Here is a 14801-nt window from a genome sequence, read left to right on the forward strand (position 1 = left end):
CAGTCAACCCGCCTCACTTGAGCTGACCTGCGGTGAGACCGGACTGGACCTGGCGCTGGAAGAGCACGTACACGGCGAGGACCGGGAGCGTGGCGATGGTCAGGCCGGCGAACAGGCCGCTGTAGTCGCCCTGGTAGCCCTGGCTGACCGCGAGGGCCGTGAGCCCCTGCGCCAGCACCCACTTCGAGTCGTCACCCTGCATGAGCACCTGGGGCAGGATGAACTGGTTCCACTGGCTCAGGAAGTTGAAGATCGCGACGCTGATCAGTCCCGGTCGCGCCATGGGCAGCATCACCCGGAAGAAGAGCCGGAAGTGGCCGCACCCGTCCATGAGCGCGGCCTCCGCGACGGTGGTCGGCAGCGTCCGGAAGAACGCGGTCAGGAAGAACACGGTGAACGGCAGCGAGTACGCGGCGTACACCAGGATCAGCCCCGTCCAGGTGCCGAACAGGCCGGCGTTGCGCACCACGAAGAACAGCGGCACGAGGGCGAGGAAGGCGGGGAACATCATGCCGCCGACGAACAGGTAGTAGAAGAACTGGCGGCCCCGGAACTCGTACCGGGCGAAGACGTACGCGGCGGTCGCGCCCATCAGCATCGTGAGGGTGAGCGAGCCGGCCACCACGATCGCGCTGTTCAGGAAGTACCGGCCGATGTGCGCCTCGGTCCACGCCCGCGCCCAGTTCTCGAACCGCAGCGCGCCGGGCAGCCCCCACGGGTCGGAGAGGATCTCCGCGTCGCTCTTGAACGAGCTGAGGAGCATCCACAGCAGCGGCAGCACGGTGAGCGCGCCCCAGAGGAGCAGGAAGCCGTGCGAGAACACGTTGGCCACGCCGATCTCGCGGCGCAACGCCCGATCCCGGGGTGCCCGCCGCTCCCCCGCCGCGGCGTCCTCGGACGCCGGCCTGTCGAGAATGGTCACGAGTACTCGATCCGATCACGTCGGGCGGTGCGCAGGGCCAGCACCGCCACCGACAGGGTCAGGAAGAACAGCACCACGCCGATGGCCGAGGCGTAGCCGAACTTGCTCTCGCTACCGAACGCGGTCTCGTACATGCGCAGGCCGATGACGTCGGAGGAGAAGTTGGGACCGCCGTTGGTCATCTGCTGGATCAGGATGAACCCGTCGAGCGCCGCGATCGCGAGGTAGATCCAGGCGACCTGCACGGTGTCCCAGAGCAGCGGGATGGTGATCCGGCGCAGTGTCGTCCACCGCGACGCGCCGTCGAGCAGCACGGCCTCGTAGATGTCCCGGGGGATGGCCGACATGGCCGCGCCGAAGAGCACCACGTAGAAGCCCACGTTGCTCCAGACCATGACCGCCAGTACGCACCAGAACGCCGTGCGGGGATCGCCGAGCCAGGTGGGCGCGGGCAGGCCGACGGCGCGCAGGGCGCCGTTGAGCAGGCCGCTGTTGGGGTGGTAGACCTCCTTCCACAGCAGGGCGATGATGACCACCGAGAGCACCTGCGGGAAGAAGTAGACCATCCGGTAGACGGCCGTGCCGCGTACGCCGGTCACCCCGGCCCGGCCCTTGCGGCCGCCCATGCTGAGCATGGTGGAGAAGAACAGGCCCAGCGTGATGGTCAGTACGGGCACCACGGCGAGCAGCACCGCGTTGTTCTTCAGCGCGTTCCACACCCGACCGTCGTGCAGCAGCGCCGTGAAGTTGGCCAGTCCCACCGGGTCCGCCTCGGCCGAGTAGCCGAGCCAACTGGTGGTGGAGATCTGGAACGTCTGCAGGTACGGCGACACGACGAAGACGACGTAGAGCAGCACCGGCGGCACGAGGAACGTGACGATCAGCGGGTACTTGCCATGTCTCACGAGAAGGTCCTACTCCCGGAAGGCGGTGGGCCGGCGCGGACGGGGGCGTCCCGCCCGCGCCGGCCCGGACGTCACGCGGTCCGCTTGTACTTCTTGATCGAGCTGTCCTGGGCGATCGAGTCGGCGCCCTTCTGGCACTGGTCGAGGAAGTCCGCCGGGCTGGTGCGCCCGCTGAAGAACTCGCCGCACGCCGCGTCGACCAGCTCGCGCTCCAACTTGCGGTAGTAGTTGTTGTAGACCCAGTTGAAGCCGTTGCTGCCCGAGGCGTCCAGCGCCTTGACGACGGTGTCGAGACCGAACGGCAGCTCGACGCCCTCGGTGGACCCGGCCACGACGGTCAGGCTGGAGACCTTGCGGGTGAAGTCCTGCGCGCCCTTCTTCGACAGCATCACCCGGAAGTACTCCAGGCCGCCGGCGAGGTTCTTGGCCTTGGCCGGCACCATGAACGGCTCGCCGGCGGTGCCCCGGAGCGCCTCGAACGGCAGCTTGTCGCCGCTGCCGAGGCTCGGCGTCGGCTGGATCGTCATGTTGAACCCCTCGGGCGTCACCTTCTTCTGCTCGTTCTCCAGCCAGGAGCCGCAGGAGATGAAGGCGGCCTTGCCCTGGCACCAGGCGGTCTGTGACTGCACGTGGTCCAGGCCGGGCGAGCCGTCCAGGATGTACTTGTCCTTGACGATCTGGTACCACGCGTCCGCGGCGGTCTTCATGGCGTCGGACTTCCAGGCGTTGGGCTCCAGGTTGTCGATGGCCGTGGCGACGGAGGGCCCGCCGAACTTGATGGCGGTGGCGATCAGCGGCCAGCTCATGTAGCGGGGGTGCTTGCCGGCATACGTCCACGGCGCGATCCCGGCGGCCTTAATCTGCTTGCACAGCGCGATGTGCTCGTCCCAGGTCTTGGCGTACTGCCACCCGCGCTCGCCGAAGAGCTTCGTGGAGTGCCAGATGCCGTACGCCGTGTAGGTGTAGTTGAGCACCAGGAAGTTGCCGTCGTACGACCCGACCTCGACGGCACCGGGCAGCAGCGTGTCGCGGACGGTCTTGCCGGGGACGTCGAGGCTCGGCGCGTCGAGCAGCTCCCGAAGGTCGGCGATGGCGTTCTGAGAGACCAGGCCGTTGAAGTCGATCTGGCCGGCGCCGGAGTTGTTGACCACGTCGGGCGGGGTGCCGTCGACGAAGCGCGGCTGCAGGGTCTTGTTGATCTCCTGGGTGGCCGAGTGCTTGATCTCCGCCTTGGGGTACTTCTCCTTGTACATGGCCTCGTGGGCCTTGGCGTAGTCCTCGCCGAACCCGCCGTTGAAGATCACCACCTCGAGCGGGGCGTCCTCCTTCACCCCGAGCGGGTTCTGCTCACTCTTCGTGCCCTTGTAGGTCTCGCCTTTGTCGTCGTCGCCACCGCCGCCGGTGGCGCAGCCGGCGAGCAGACCGGCGGCGGGAGTGGCCAGCAGGCCGGCGGCGGCGGTGCGCCGCAGGATGTCACGCCTGTTCATGCTCTCTCCTCGGTTCGGGCCGGGCGACCGCCGGTGGGTGGGGGTGACGGTCGCCGTACGAGGCGCAGGGGGGACTGTTGATTGTCTTCAGTTAACGCAGAGTTGCTGAAGAATTTCTACGGCAGCGGGGCGCGGACTTCAAGACCTGGGGACCGAACCGTTATCCACCACCGTTCATCCGTTGGAAAAGCGGACGCGCCGGGCACCGGTCAGGTTCACCTGACCGACGCCCGGCGCGCCGAGACGTTTCAGCTCTGGGTGGGGAAGCCCAGGTTCACCCCGCCGTGCCGCGGGTCCAGCCACCGGCTCGTGACCACCTTGCCCCGTGTGAAGAAGCGGACGCCGTCCTCACCGTGGGCGTGCAGGTCGCCGAAGAGCGACGACTTCCAGCCGCCGAACGAGTGGTACGCCATCGGCACCGGGATCGGCACGTTGATCCCCACCATGCCGACCTCCACCTCGTGCTGGTACCGGCGGGCCGCTCCGCCGTCGTTGGTGAAGATCGCCGTGCCGTTGCCGTACGGGTTGGCGTTGACCAGGTCCAGCGCGTCGTCGTACGAGCCGACCCGCAGGACACTCAGCACCGGGCCGAAGATCTCGTCAGTGTAGATCGACATCTCCGGGCTCACGTGGTCGAACAGGGTCGGCCCGAGCCAGAAGCCGCCCGGGTCGCCGTCCGGCGCGACGTCCCGGCCGTCCACGACCGCCACCGCGCCGGCCGCCACCCCGGCCCCCACGTAGGAGCGCACCCGCTCCGCGTGCGCGGCCGTCACCAGCGGACCCATGTCACAGCCACGCCGGCCATCCCCGGTGCGCAGCCCGGCCATCCGTTCGGCGATCTTCGCGACCAGCGCGTCGCCGACCGGCTCCACGGCGACGAGCGCCGAGATCGCCATGCACCGCTCCCCCGCCGAGCCGAAGCCGGCGTTCACCGCGGCGTCGGCCGCCAGGTCGAGGTCCGCGTCGGGGAGCACCACCATGTGGTTCTTGGCCCCACCCAGGGCCTGCACCCGCTTACCCGCGGCCGTGCCGCGCTCGTACACGTACCGCGCGATCGGCGTGGAGCCCACGAAGGACACCGCCCGCACCTCGGGGTGGTCGAGCAGGGCGTCCACCGCCTCCTTGTCGCCGTTGACGACGTTCAGCACACCGTCGGGCAGGCCCGCTTCGGCGAACCACTCGGCCAGCAGCAGCGCCGCGCTCGGGTCCTTCTCGCTCGGCTTGAGCACCACCGCGTTGCCGCAGGCCACGGCGACCGGCACGAACCACAGTGGCACCATCACCGGGAAGTTGAACGGCGAGATCACCGCGACCACGCCGACCGGCTGGCGCAGGGTGTACGAGTCGACCTCGGTGGAGACGTTCTCGCTGAAGGCGCCGCGCAGCGCCGAGGGGATGCCGCAGGCGTACTCGATCACCTCGAGCCCGCGCTGCACCTCGCCGGCGGCGTCGGCCAGCACCTTGCCGTGCTCGGCGGTGATCACCTCGGCCAGCCGGTCGCGCCGGGCGTGCACCAGCTCGCGGAACGCGAAGAGCACCGCGCTGCGCTTGGCGAGGGAGGCGTCCCGCCAGGCCCGCGCGGCGCGCGACGCGGCCTCCACCGCCACCGCGACGTCCGCGGCCGAGGCCAGCGCCACCTCCCCGGTACGCCGACCGGTGGCCGGGTCGAACACGTCACCGCGCCGGTCGGACGCGCCGGCGAACCGCTTGCCCTCGACGAAGTGCGGGATGAGCGCGCTCATGCCGGCACCTCCGCCGCGGCGCGGATCGCGTCGACCAGGATCGCCAGGCCCTCTCGGGCCTCGTCCTCGGTCAGCGTGAGCGGCGGGCCCATCCGCAGGACGTTGCCGTGCAGGCCGCCCTTGCCGACCAGCAGCCCGCCGGCCTTGCACGCCTCGAACGCCCGCACCGCGCACGCCGGGTCGGGTTCGGTGCTGCCCGGGTGGACGAACTCGACGGCGAGCATGAGCCCCTTCCCGCGTACCTCGGCGACGCAGTCGAGACCGCCCACGGCGGCGCGCAGGCCGTCGGCGAGGATCGCGCCGGTGCGGGCCGCGTTGGCCTGGAGGTCGTGGTCGAGCAGGTAGTCCAGCACCGCGTTGCCGGCGGCGGTGGACACCGGGTTCCCGCCGAAGGTGGAGAAGCTGATGGCCGGGACGGACTCCAGCACCTCGGCCCGACCGACCACGCCGGCCAGCGCGAAGCCGTTGCCGATGCCCTTCGCGAACGTGAGCAGGTCCGGGGTGACGCCGTGCGCCTGGTAGCCCCAGAAGTGCTCCCCGGTGCGCCCCCAGCCGGTCTGCACCTCGTCGGCGATGAACAGGATGCCGGTCTCGTCGAGCACCTTCTTCCACGCGGCGAAGAGGCCGTCGGGCGGGTGCACGAAGCCGCCGACGCCCTGGATCGGCTCGGCGATCAGCGCGGCCACGTCGCCGGCGGTCTGGGTGGCGAGCACCTCGCGCAGGTCCTCCACGGCCGCGTCGACCTGCTCGTCGGGGCCGAGCCGGGCGAGCAGCCCGCGCAGCCGCTCCCCGGAGTGCAGCCAGGCCACCTGGAGCGGGTTGAGCGGGCTGGCCGACCAGCCGCGGTTGCCGGTGACGCCCATCGCCGCGTACGACCGGCCGTGGTAGCTGTTGCGCACGGCGAGGATCTGGTGCGAGCGGCGGTGGTTGGTGGCGACCAGCAGCGCCGCCTCGTTGGCCTCGGTGCCCGAGTTGGTGAAGAAGACCCGGGCGTCCGGGATGCCGGAGAGCCGGGCGATCTTCTCGGCCAGCTCGACCTGCTGCCGGATCAGGTAGAGCGTCGAGCTGTGCACCACCCCGGTCCGCAGTTGCCGCTCCACGGCCTCGCGGACCTCCGGGATGTCGTACCCCAGCATGGTGGTGAGCACCCCGCCGAAGAAGTCCAGGTACGTGCGGCCCCGGTCGTCGGTGACGCGGCGGCCGGAGCCGGAGACCAGCTCGATCGGTTCGTCGTAGTAGAGCGGCATCCAGGACGGGAGCACGGCCCGGTGCCGGGCCAACAGATCGGTGGTCATCGTCGCCCCTTCGATTCGCGGTTACCGCACGCTTTCACCACCGCCGCAGCGGGGACAAGAGTCAGCGTGTAGCGCGAGCATCCGCCCGGCCTGACAGAACGTCAACGGCCCGCGCCACGATTTCCGTCGCCGACAGGCACTGCGGGCGCGTTTCCAGCCGCCACAGTCGCTTCGGACCGGTGTTTTCCGCGCCAGTACGCCGGCAGGTGCACCGCCGCAGCGACCAGCGCGAAGGCGGCCCAGCCGGCGGCAAGAGCCACGGCCGGCGGCTGGCCCCACGCCACGTGCACGCCGCAGAGGAACGCCACCAGGGCCAGGCTGTTGCGCGCGAAGTGCCGGCAGAACGCCGGCAGCTCCCGGCGCACCTCGACGGCCACCAGCACACCCGCGTACGGGAAGGTGACCACGAGCCCGCGCAGCAGCTGCCCGAGCAGTCCCGTGAGCACCGCCCCGCCGAGGATCAGCAGCAGCTTCGCGGCCGCCGGCGGCCGGGACCGCACGGCGGCGACCCGCGGCCGCGGGTCGGACCCGTCCGCCGGAACGGGCCGGTTCGGCGGGGTGGACTCGTCCGCCGGTGCGGGCTGTTCCTTCGGGGTGGGCGCCTCGGGCGGGGCAGCGTTCGGGCCCGGGCGGCGGCGCAGCACGAGCATGGCGACCACCCAGAGCCCGACGGTGGCGGCCAGCGCCGGCCCGAACGGCACGGTGAACGGGCGCAGCGCGGCCGCCAGCGCCACGTACCCGCCGACGCCCACCAGGTCGGCCACGAGGATCGGCCAGCGCCAGCGGTGGTGTGCCAGCGCCACCAGACCGAAGAACACGTTGAGCCCGACCACCCCGACGAGCTGGGCGCCGTCCACCGGGTACCCGGTGGCCAGCAGCGCCGCCGTCATGGGCAGCGGCAGGCTGGAGACGAACGCGCGCAGCCGCAGGGGACGGATCAGGCTCACCGTCCAGACCACCGCCGTCACCAGCAGTACGCCCTGGACGGTCACGCCGGTCGCCTCCGCCCGCGATCAGTCGCGGAAGGTGGCGAGGGCGGCGCACGCCTGGAACGTCTCGGCGACCCGGGCCAGGTCGCCGGGGTCGACCGAGAAGCGGTTCTCGGTGATCTCGCCGTGCGCGCTCATCCCCGCCGTCCAACATGCCGACCCGTCCCAGCGCACCAGGTTGACGTGCAGGTCGGCGTGGACCGCGCCAGCCCGGAGCAGCCCCACCCGCACGCCGGCCCGGCGCTGCGCCTCGATCAGCTCGGTCAGCTCGTCGGACAGGTCGGCGTAGAGGAAGATCCGGGTGACCCGTACGCCCCGCTCCAGCGCCGCGAGGTTCGCCGCCCAGTACTGCCGGCCGACGTCGCCGCGCCACCAGCTGAGCTCACCGCTGACCCGGGGCATGACGTTGGTCAGCGCGTCCAGCTCGCGTACGCAGTCCCCGGTGGCAGCGATGAGGTCCCGGCAGTCGGGCCCCGGTCGGATGATGCGGCCCTGCCGAAGCTGCTCGATGTCCTGCTGGAACCGCTCGAACCGGCGCCGCGCCTCCTCGGCCACCCGGGTGCCCGGATGCCGTTCGACGGCCTCCCGCGCACCGGTCACCACCTCCGGGACGGCCTGCACCAGCCACGCCGGCCCGTCCAGCAGCGTCCGCAGGTGGAACCGACGCTCGGCGCGGGCCAGCGAGTCGACCAGCAGCGAGATCGTGATGCCCATCAGGCCGGCCAGCACGGACTCCACGCCGCTGGCGGCACCGGTGAGGTCGAGCGCCAGGGACAGCGAGACCGACACCGCGATGCCGATCAGCGCGACCGGATCGGTGTGCGCGAACAGCCGGGCGTACCCCAGCGCGGAAGCGGACCGGCCGACACGCGGTCGGCGGAGCAGTAGTGCCATCGACGACCTCCGTGGTGCCGGCTGCCGCCAGCGTACGACCCGCCGGCCAGGCCACGGCGGCGACGGGTCGGACCGCGGCGGCGACGGGTCGGGTCACACCGCACGCCCCGCCCGCCAGGTCGTACCCGCGGTGGGCCGGACCGCGGCGTACGGCCCGGCGTGGCGGCCACCGGCCGGTACGATCCGACCGTGCCCGAGCGTCCCGCCCCGCCCTCGCGCGGGACGACGATCCCAGCCCGGTCCACGATGGTCGCCGAGCCCGTGCCGTTGCCGCTCGCGGGCGGGTCGTTCGCCACCGACGCAAACACCATCGTCGACGGCATCGCCAGATGGATCGACTCGGCCCCCCTGCGCGGCCTCGTGGACCGGTTCGGCGGCCCGTGGCCCGACGGGAACCTCGCGGCCGTGCTGGGCGGGCTCGACGACTTCTCGGGGCGGTACTGGGACTTCCGGGGTGGCCGGGAGCGGCCCGAAGCCCGCGAACCCGACCTCGACCCGGTCACCACCGCGTCGGTACGGGCCGCGGCCGACGCGCTCGGCCTCGTCCGGGCGGTGCCGCCGGCCCGCGCCCGGTACGCCCACCTGCTGGTCCTCGGCGGGCTGGCGCACGCCTGCCTGCGCCGGGTGGCGTACGCGGCGCACCTGCTGCGACGGGGCGTCCGGGTGGCCGGCGAGGTGGCGGTGCTGGGCAGCTTCCGGCCGCTGTCCGAGGCGGAACGGCGCACGCTGGCCGCGGCCGGGGTGACCGGCGGCGACACCGAGGTGGACGCGCTCGACGCGGCCGTGCGGCTCGCGTTCGGCGTGAGCCGACCCGCGGAGCAGGACGGCCTCGACGCGGGCCACCCGCACCACTCGTGGTCGTCACGGACGTACCGGCCGGCCGGCACCCCGCCGGTGCGGGTGCTCGCCGCGCCGTCCAGCGAACCCGAACGGCGCCGCGCGCACACGGCCGACACCCAGCGGTTCTGGGCCGGGCACGCCCGGCTCGCCTCCGGCGACGAGGTCCTGCTCGTCACCGCCCCGATCTACGTGCCCTTCCAGCACTGCGACGCGCTGCGGACCCTGGCCCTGCCGTACGGCTGCGGGATCGACACCGTGGGCGCCGACCCGGCCGTGCCCGACCTGGCGCGGCTGCCCGAGCCGACCCTCACGCCGGGGCGCTACCTCCAGGAGATCCGGTCCGCGATCCGCGCGATGCGCGCCCTGTACGCCGCGTCGACGGCGGACGCCTGAGCCGCGCCCGCCCGGCTCAGCGGAACCGGGCCCGGGCGATCGCCCGCGACGCCTCCGCCGGCTCGTCCACCTCGAGCACCAGCCGGTCGTACGCCTGGCCGTCCAACTCCACCAGCAGCACCGGATCGCCCCGGTGCACGCACCAGAACGAGCGACCGTTGGGCCGGGACACGTACGTGCCGACCTGGAGAGCGCCCGGCCAGTACGCGCCGGGCAGCCGCCACCCGCTGGCGCGTGCGGACGCCTCCGCCCGGGACACCGGACGCACCCCGGTCACGGCGGCCGTCGGCACCGTCACGCCGGCCGACAGGGCCCAGAGCCGGTCCAGGCCGGTCAGCCGTACGACGAGCCGTTCGGGAGTGACGTCGAGCTGGACGGGCATGACTCCAGTCTCCCGCACCGGCACCGGCGCTCAGCCGGCGGTCCGGCCGCCGCGGGTGCCCAGCGGCGCCCCGGCCGCGCGTGCTCAGCCGGCGGTCTCGGCGACGGCCTGCGCGAACACCTCGGAGCGGTGCTCCCAGTTGCGGAACCGGCCGTAGCTCGGCGCGGCCGGCGACAGGAGCACCACCCCGCCGGCCGGGGTGACCTCGCGGGCCAGCCGGACGGCGTCGACCAACTCGTCGACCACCTCGGTACGCACCTTCGGCAGCCCGGCGAGCGCCTCGATGATCCGCCGTCCGCTGTCCGGGATACCGATGACGGTGATCTCCCGCTCGGCCAGGTGGTCGCGCAGCGGGGTGTAGTCCAGCCCCCGGTCGGTGCCGCCCACGATGACGGTCAGCGGCCGCCCCTCGTACGCGTCGATGGCGTGCATGGCGGCGTACGGGCTGGTGGCGAGCGTGTCGTCGACGAACGTGAGCCCGGACGGGTCGGCGATCTCGGTGAGCCGGTGGGCCAGCCCCTGGAAACCGGCCACCGCGACGGCGAGCGTGTCCCGTCGGGCCACCACGTCGACGTCGAGCGCGTCGAGCACGGCCAGCGCCACGCACAGGTTGCCCTCGTTGTGCCGGCCGACGAGCGGCAGCACGGCGCGCGGGAACAGCGGCTGGTCACCGAGGTGGAACCAGGGCGCGCCGTCCGGGCCGGAGGCCACGTGCACGCTGTCCGGCAGGCCGGCACGCACCGCCGCCCGGTCGCCCAGTTCGAGGGCCAACCGCGGGTCGTGGCCGTTGACCACGACGGTGCGCGGCCCGTACGCCAGCAGGTTCAGCTTGTCCCGGTAGTACTGCGCCTCGCCGCCGTGCGCGTCGAGGTGCTCCGGGAAGAGCGCGGTGACCACGGCGACGCGGGGCGAGTCGGTCAGGTCGCTGCACTGGTAGCTGGAGAGTTCGAGCACGTACAGCTCGGCCTCGGGCAGGTCCAGCAGCGGCACCCCGATGTTGCCGCCGAAGACGTTGGGCCGGTCCACCGCGTTCAGCAGGTGGCTGACGAGGCTCGACGTGGTGCTCTTGCCCTTGCTGCCGGTGACCCCCACCGTACGGTCGGCGTGGTCGGCCATCCAGAGCGCGGTGCCCTGGGTGACGGTGACCCCCCGGCGACGCAGCTCCACCAGCCACGGGTGCGTCTGCGGCACCCCGGGGGAACGGACGACCACGTCGGCGGCGGCCAGCCGGTCGAAACCCTCCTCGCCGGTGACCAGCGGCGCCGCCTCCGCGAGCGGCCCGTCCCAGGGCAGCGAGAGGAAGTTCGCGCTGTCGTCGACGGCGACCAGCCCGGCCGGGCCGTGCGCGGCGATGGCTGTCACAGCCGCCCGGCCCTCCCGACCGGTCCCCCAGACGGCGACGTTACGTCCGCGCAGGTCAGACAGGCGCACAGGTGATCTCCTCCGGGGCGGGACGGCGGTCGGCGGGCCGCGGGTGCGGCGGTCGGTCCGGCACAGCCGGACACGGCCGGACGAACCAGGGCCTAGTATGGCGTGTGCGCTACGAGCAGCTGCGGCGGATGGACGCCTTCACCTTCCCGTCCTACTCGATCGACGTCTCCACCGGCGAGGCGTTGTTCGACTACGCCCTGACCGGCCCCGCCGGGGAACAGCGGTTCACCGAGGTGGTCACGTTCCCGGTGCCTGAGGAGTCGCCGTCCGACGAGGAGGTCGCCGCCCTCGGCCGCGTCCTCGAACTGCTGCACGTCGTGGCCGGGGTCAGCTACTACAAGGCTGCCGCACCCGGCCGGCTGGTGCTGCCGGCGCCGCTCGGGCCGGCCGCCGCCGAGCTGGTCACCGCGATCTACACGAAGGGTCTCGGGGAGTACGCGTACCGCAACCAGCTCCCCCACGTACTCCAGCTCACGCCGGAGCTGCCGGACGGCTCGGTGAAGCCGCCCGCGCCGCTGGACAACTCCGACCGCCGGCCGCTCTCGGCCGTGGGCGGCGGCAAGGACTCGATCGTCACGCTGGAGGCCCTGCGCCGGGCCGGCTTCGACCCGGTGCCGTTCTCGGTCAACCCGAACCACGTGATCGTCTCCGTGAACGAGGCGTCCGGGCTCACGCCGCTGGCCGCCCGCCGCCGCATCGACCCGGTGCTGTTCGACCTGAACGCCGCGGGCGCCCGCAACGGGCACATCCCGGTCACCGCGATCAACTCCCTGATCGCCGTGGCCACCTCCGTACTGCACGGGCTCGGGCCGGTGGTGATGTCCAACGAGCGCTCCGCGTCCGACCCGAACCTGATCTGGGACGGTCACGAGATCAACCACCAGTGGTCCAAGGGCGTCGAGGCGGAGGGTCTGCTGCGCGCCGCCCTCACCGAGCACGCCGGGCTCGCCGAGCCGTACTTCTCCCTGCTGCGGCCGCTGTCGGAGCTGCACATCGCCCGGCTCTTCGCCGGGATCGACCGCTACGACGACGTCGTGACCAGCTGCAACGCCGCGTTCAAGCTGCGCGATCCGAGTGAACGCTGGTGCCGCGACTGCCCGAAGTGCCGGTTCGTCTTCCTGGCCCTGGCGCCGTTCATGTCCCGGGAGCGGATCACCCACATCTTCGGCGGCGATCTGCTCGCCGACGAGAGCCAGATCCCCGGCTACCGCGAACTGCTCGGCGTGGACGGGCACAAGCCGTTCGAGTGCGTCGGCGAGGTCGAGGAGTCGGTGGTGGCGCTCAGCCTGCTCGCCGAGCAGGAGCAGTGGCGCGACGCGCCGGTCGTGCGCGCCCTCGTGGACGCCGTGCCCGAGACGGCCTGGTCGACCGTGGCGACCTCCGACGTGTTCACTCCCGGCGGCGGCCCGAACCACGTACCCCCCGCGTACGCCAAGGTCCTGACAACCCTGACCTGACGGCCCGCTCCTCCCGCGGCGCTCTCCCCCGGGCCGACCCTCCGGCGTGATCATGAAGTTATTGCCTCCGGCACCGGCGTGTCGGGGCAACAACTTCATGATCACCGGGCGGGGGCCCGGGGCCGGGCGGCGCGGGGACCGGTTACGGGGTGCGGATCGCGTCTAGCGCCAGCAGGGCCACGTGCAGGGAGAGGCAGGCGTCCACGGCGTCCAGGTCGGCGTCGAGGATCCGGCCGATGCGGGCCAGCCGCTCGTAGAAGGCCGGCCGGGACAGGTGCGCCGCGGCGGCCGCCGCCGACTTGTTCCGGCCCTGTTCGAGGTACGCCCGCAGCGTGTCGAGCAACTGCTCCCGGGGGTGCTGCGCGTCGTACGCGAGCAGCGCGCCGAGTTCCCGTTCGACGAAGGTCTGCACCCGCGGCTCGTCGCGCAGCAGGTGCAGCAGACCGGCGAGCCCGACGTGCGGCAGCCGGAAGATCAGCAGGTCGCGCCGGTCGCGCCGGGCGGCGTCGGCGATCTGCCGGGCCTCGACGAGCGAACGGCGGGCCTCGCGCAGGCCGCTCACGCCCGAACCGGCCGCGATGATCACCGTTCCCGGCCGGCCGGCGCCCTGGGCCCGTCCGGCCTGCCGCGGTACGGAATCGTGTCGAGGCGGCGCGGGCAGGCGCGTCCCCGGGTCCGGCCGGCTCCCGTCGGCCCGGGCCGGTGCGTCGGGCCGGGACGTCGTGGGCGCGTCGAGACACGCGCGCCGCAGCGCGGTGGCGAACGCGGTGAGCGCCCGGTCCTCGGCGGCGGCGTCGGGCAGGGCCAGCAGCACACCGACCACGTGGTCGTCGACCGCGCTGGTCAACGCGACGAGCTTCGTCTCGCGCAGCGCCTGCCCGACCGCCTCGGCGAGGTCGCGCAACCGCGCGGGGCCGGTCGCCGGGCCCGACTCGCCCAGGTCGGCGGCCGGGCCGTTCTCGGCCGGGTCGTCGGCGCGGAAACGCACCATGACGCCGACCAGGTGCCGCCGGTCCAGCGTCACGCCGAGCGCCTTGGCCCGCAGTGCCACCTCGTCCACGGGCAGGGAGTGGTCGAGCAGCGCGGTGAGCAGGGTGCGGTGGATCTGCCGTTCCAGCCCCTCCGCGTCGCGGCGGATCAGCCGGCCCAACGCCAGGGTGGAGGCCGCCCGCTCGACCAGGATGGTCAGCCGGGTCGGCGGGACGCCCGGCGACGCGGGCGCCGGTTCGCCGGCCACCGGTCCGGGGTCGCCGTCCGGGCTGGCGGGCACTGGTCGAGGCCGCGCCGTGGCCAGCTCGCCGCCACCTGGCCAGCGCAGTAGCAACCGTCCCCAGTCCTGTCCGCGGGCGCCGACGGCGGTCACGAGCCAGCCGCTGTCCGCGTCGTACGCGGTGCGCCCCGCCGGTCGGATCCGCCGCGAGTGCTGCTCCCAGCCGTCGAGCAGGATTTCGGCGCTCTCCCCCGCCGGGTCGTACGCGAGCACCTGCCGGGACAGGTTTTCCAGCACCACGGGGCAGCCGGACAGTTCCGCGGCCTGCCGCACGACCTCGCCCGGCCCGGCGCCCTCCACGGACAGCTCGGTGAACCGCTGGTGGATCTCCTCGGTGGCCCGCAGCTCGGTGAGCTGGGCGTCCACGATCAGCGCGTGCACCGCCTCGGTGATCCGGACGAACGGGGTGGCCCGGCGCAGCTCGACGAGGGGCAGCCCGCGCCGTTCGGCGGCGGCGGCCATCACCCGGGGCACACCGCTGACGTACCGGCGGCCCAGCTCGACCACGAGGCCGGAAACACCCACGTCGGCCAGGTCGCCGATGAACGCCCGCAGCCCCGCGTCGTCGGCGGGCAACCCGATGCCGGTGGTGAGCACCAGTTCACCACCGCCGAGCAGGGACGCGATGTCCGGCACCTCGGCCACGTGCACCCACCGGACCGGCCGGTCGAGCCCGGCGTCACCGGCGACCAGGCGCGGGGCGCCGTGGCGGACCGGGTCCAGGGCGAGAACCTCACGGACGGTAGGGAACACGGGCGACACGCTACCCTGCGTGACCTCTGGCGCTCGACATT

Annotated in this window: 12 protein-coding genes; 2 read left to right on the top strand and 10 right to left on the bottom strand. The window is 72.9% G+C overall.

All coding sequences use genetic code 11. The features are described from left to right. Positions 1 to 13: 13 nt before the first annotated feature. The 7 genes from D7193_RS12545 to D7193_RS12575 form a co-directional block, all read right to left on the bottom strand. Positions 14 to 922 carry a carbohydrate ABC transporter permease gene (locus D7193_RS12545; RefSeq protein ID WP_120779665.1) on the bottom strand — a complete coding sequence of 303 codons (909 nt, stop codon included), beginning with the start codon at positions 920 to 922 and terminating at the stop codon, positions 14 to 16. Beyond that, the gene (locus tag D7193_RS12550) at positions 919 to 1827 is read right to left on the bottom strand and encodes a carbohydrate ABC transporter permease (RefSeq protein WP_120779666.1); all 909 of its coding nucleotides are present in this window, start codon (positions 1825 to 1827) and stop codon (positions 919 to 921) included. The genes D7193_RS12545 and D7193_RS12550 overlap by 4 nt, the downstream gene beginning before the upstream one ends. 71 nt (positions 1828 to 1898) lie before the next feature. Continuing rightward, positions 1899 to 3314 carry an N-acetylglucosamine/diacetylchitobiose ABC transporter substrate-binding protein gene (gene ngcE, locus D7193_RS12555; protein WP_120779667.1) on the bottom strand — a complete coding sequence of 472 codons (1416 nt, stop codon included), beginning with the start codon at positions 3312 to 3314 and terminating at the stop codon, positions 1899 to 1901. A gap of 248 nt (positions 3315 to 3562) precedes the next feature. Then, positions 3563 to 5056 carry a CoA-acylating methylmalonate-semialdehyde dehydrogenase gene (locus D7193_RS12560; protein ID WP_120779668.1) on the bottom strand — a complete coding sequence of 498 codons (1494 nt, stop codon included), beginning with the start codon at positions 5054 to 5056 and terminating at the stop codon, positions 3563 to 3565. Beyond that, positions 5053 to 6351 carry an aspartate aminotransferase family protein gene (locus tag D7193_RS12565; RefSeq protein WP_120779669.1) on the bottom strand — a complete coding sequence of 433 codons (1299 nt, stop codon included), beginning with the start codon at positions 6349 to 6351 and terminating at the stop codon, positions 5053 to 5055. Before D7193_RS12565 ends, D7193_RS12560 begins: the two co-directional genes overlap by 4 nt. 101 nt (positions 6352 to 6452) lie before the next feature. Further along, entirely contained in the window at positions 6453 to 7343 is an 891-nt protein-coding gene (locus D7193_RS12570) for a hypothetical protein (protein ID WP_120779670.1), read from the bottom strand. Positions 7344 to 7364: 21 nt separating this feature from the next. Beyond that, on the bottom strand, positions 7365 to 8234 hold the full coding sequence (locus D7193_RS12575; RefSeq protein WP_120779671.1) for a hypothetical protein: 870 nt from the start codon (positions 8232 to 8234) through the stop codon (positions 7365 to 7367). Positions 8235 to 8423: 189 nt separating this feature from the next. Here D7193_RS12575 and D7193_RS12580 point away from each other — a divergent pair, with 189 nt between their 5' ends. Beyond that, positions 8424 to 9467, top strand: a complete 1044-nt coding sequence (locus D7193_RS12580) for a hypothetical protein (protein WP_241562963.1) — start codon at positions 8424 to 8426, stop codon at positions 9465 to 9467. 16 nt (positions 9468 to 9483) lie between these two features. Here D7193_RS12580 and D7193_RS12585 read toward each other — a convergent pair whose 3' ends face one another. Further along, the gene (locus D7193_RS12585; protein ID WP_120779672.1) at positions 9484 to 9849 is read right to left on the bottom strand and encodes a hypothetical protein; all 366 of its coding nucleotides are present in this window, start codon (positions 9847 to 9849) and stop codon (positions 9484 to 9486) included. A gap of 84 nt (positions 9850 to 9933) precedes the next feature. Continuing rightward, positions 9934 to 11280 carry a UDP-N-acetylmuramoyl-L-alanine--D-glutamate ligase gene (gene murD / locus D7193_RS12590; RefSeq protein ID WP_120779673.1) on the bottom strand — a complete coding sequence of 449 codons (1347 nt, stop codon included), beginning with the start codon at positions 11278 to 11280 and terminating at the stop codon, positions 9934 to 9936. Positions 11281 to 11384: 104 nt separating this feature from the next. Here murD and D7193_RS12595 point away from each other — a divergent pair, with 104 nt between their 5' ends. Next, entirely contained in the window at positions 11385 to 12737 is a 1353-nt protein-coding gene (locus tag D7193_RS12595) for a MurL-like N-terminal domain-containing (RefSeq protein ID WP_120779674.1), read from the top strand. 142 nt (positions 12738 to 12879) lie between these two features. Here the strand turns inward: D7193_RS12595 and D7193_RS12600 are convergent, their stop codons facing one another. Beyond that, positions 12880 to 14760 (bottom strand): PucR family transcriptional regulator, encoded by a 1881-nt coding sequence (locus D7193_RS12600; RefSeq protein ID WP_446686230.1) that lies wholly within the window; start codon positions 14758 to 14760, stop codon positions 12880 to 12882. Between the last annotated feature and the right edge of the window lie 41 nt (positions 14761 to 14801).

The sequence above is a fragment of the Micromonospora costi genome (assembly GCF_003626655.1).
Taxonomy (GTDB): Bacteria; Actinomycetota; Actinomycetes; order Mycobacteriales; family Micromonosporaceae; genus Micromonospora; species Micromonospora costi.

Excerpts from the sequence above, each read along its gene's own strand:
- ngcE (WP_120779667.1), bottom strand. The coding sequence starts at position 3,314 with ATGAACAGGCGTGACATCCTGCGGCGCACCGCCGCCGCCGGCCTGCTG.
- D7193_RS12560 (WP_120779668.1), bottom strand. The coding sequence starts at position 5,056 with ATGAGCGCGCTCATCCCGCACTTCGTCGAGGGCAAGCGGTTCGCCGGC.
- D7193_RS12565 (WP_120779669.1), bottom strand. The coding sequence starts at position 6,351 with ATGACCACCGATCTGTTGGCCCGGCACCGGGCCGTGCTCCCGTCCTGG.
- D7193_RS12575 (WP_120779671.1), bottom strand. The coding sequence starts at position 8,234 with ATGGCACTACTGCTCCGCCGACCGCGTGTCGGCCGGTCCGCTTCCGCG.
- D7193_RS12585 (WP_120779672.1), bottom strand. The coding sequence starts at position 9,849 with ATGCCCGTCCAGCTCGACGTCACTCCCGAACGGCTCGTCGTACGGCTG.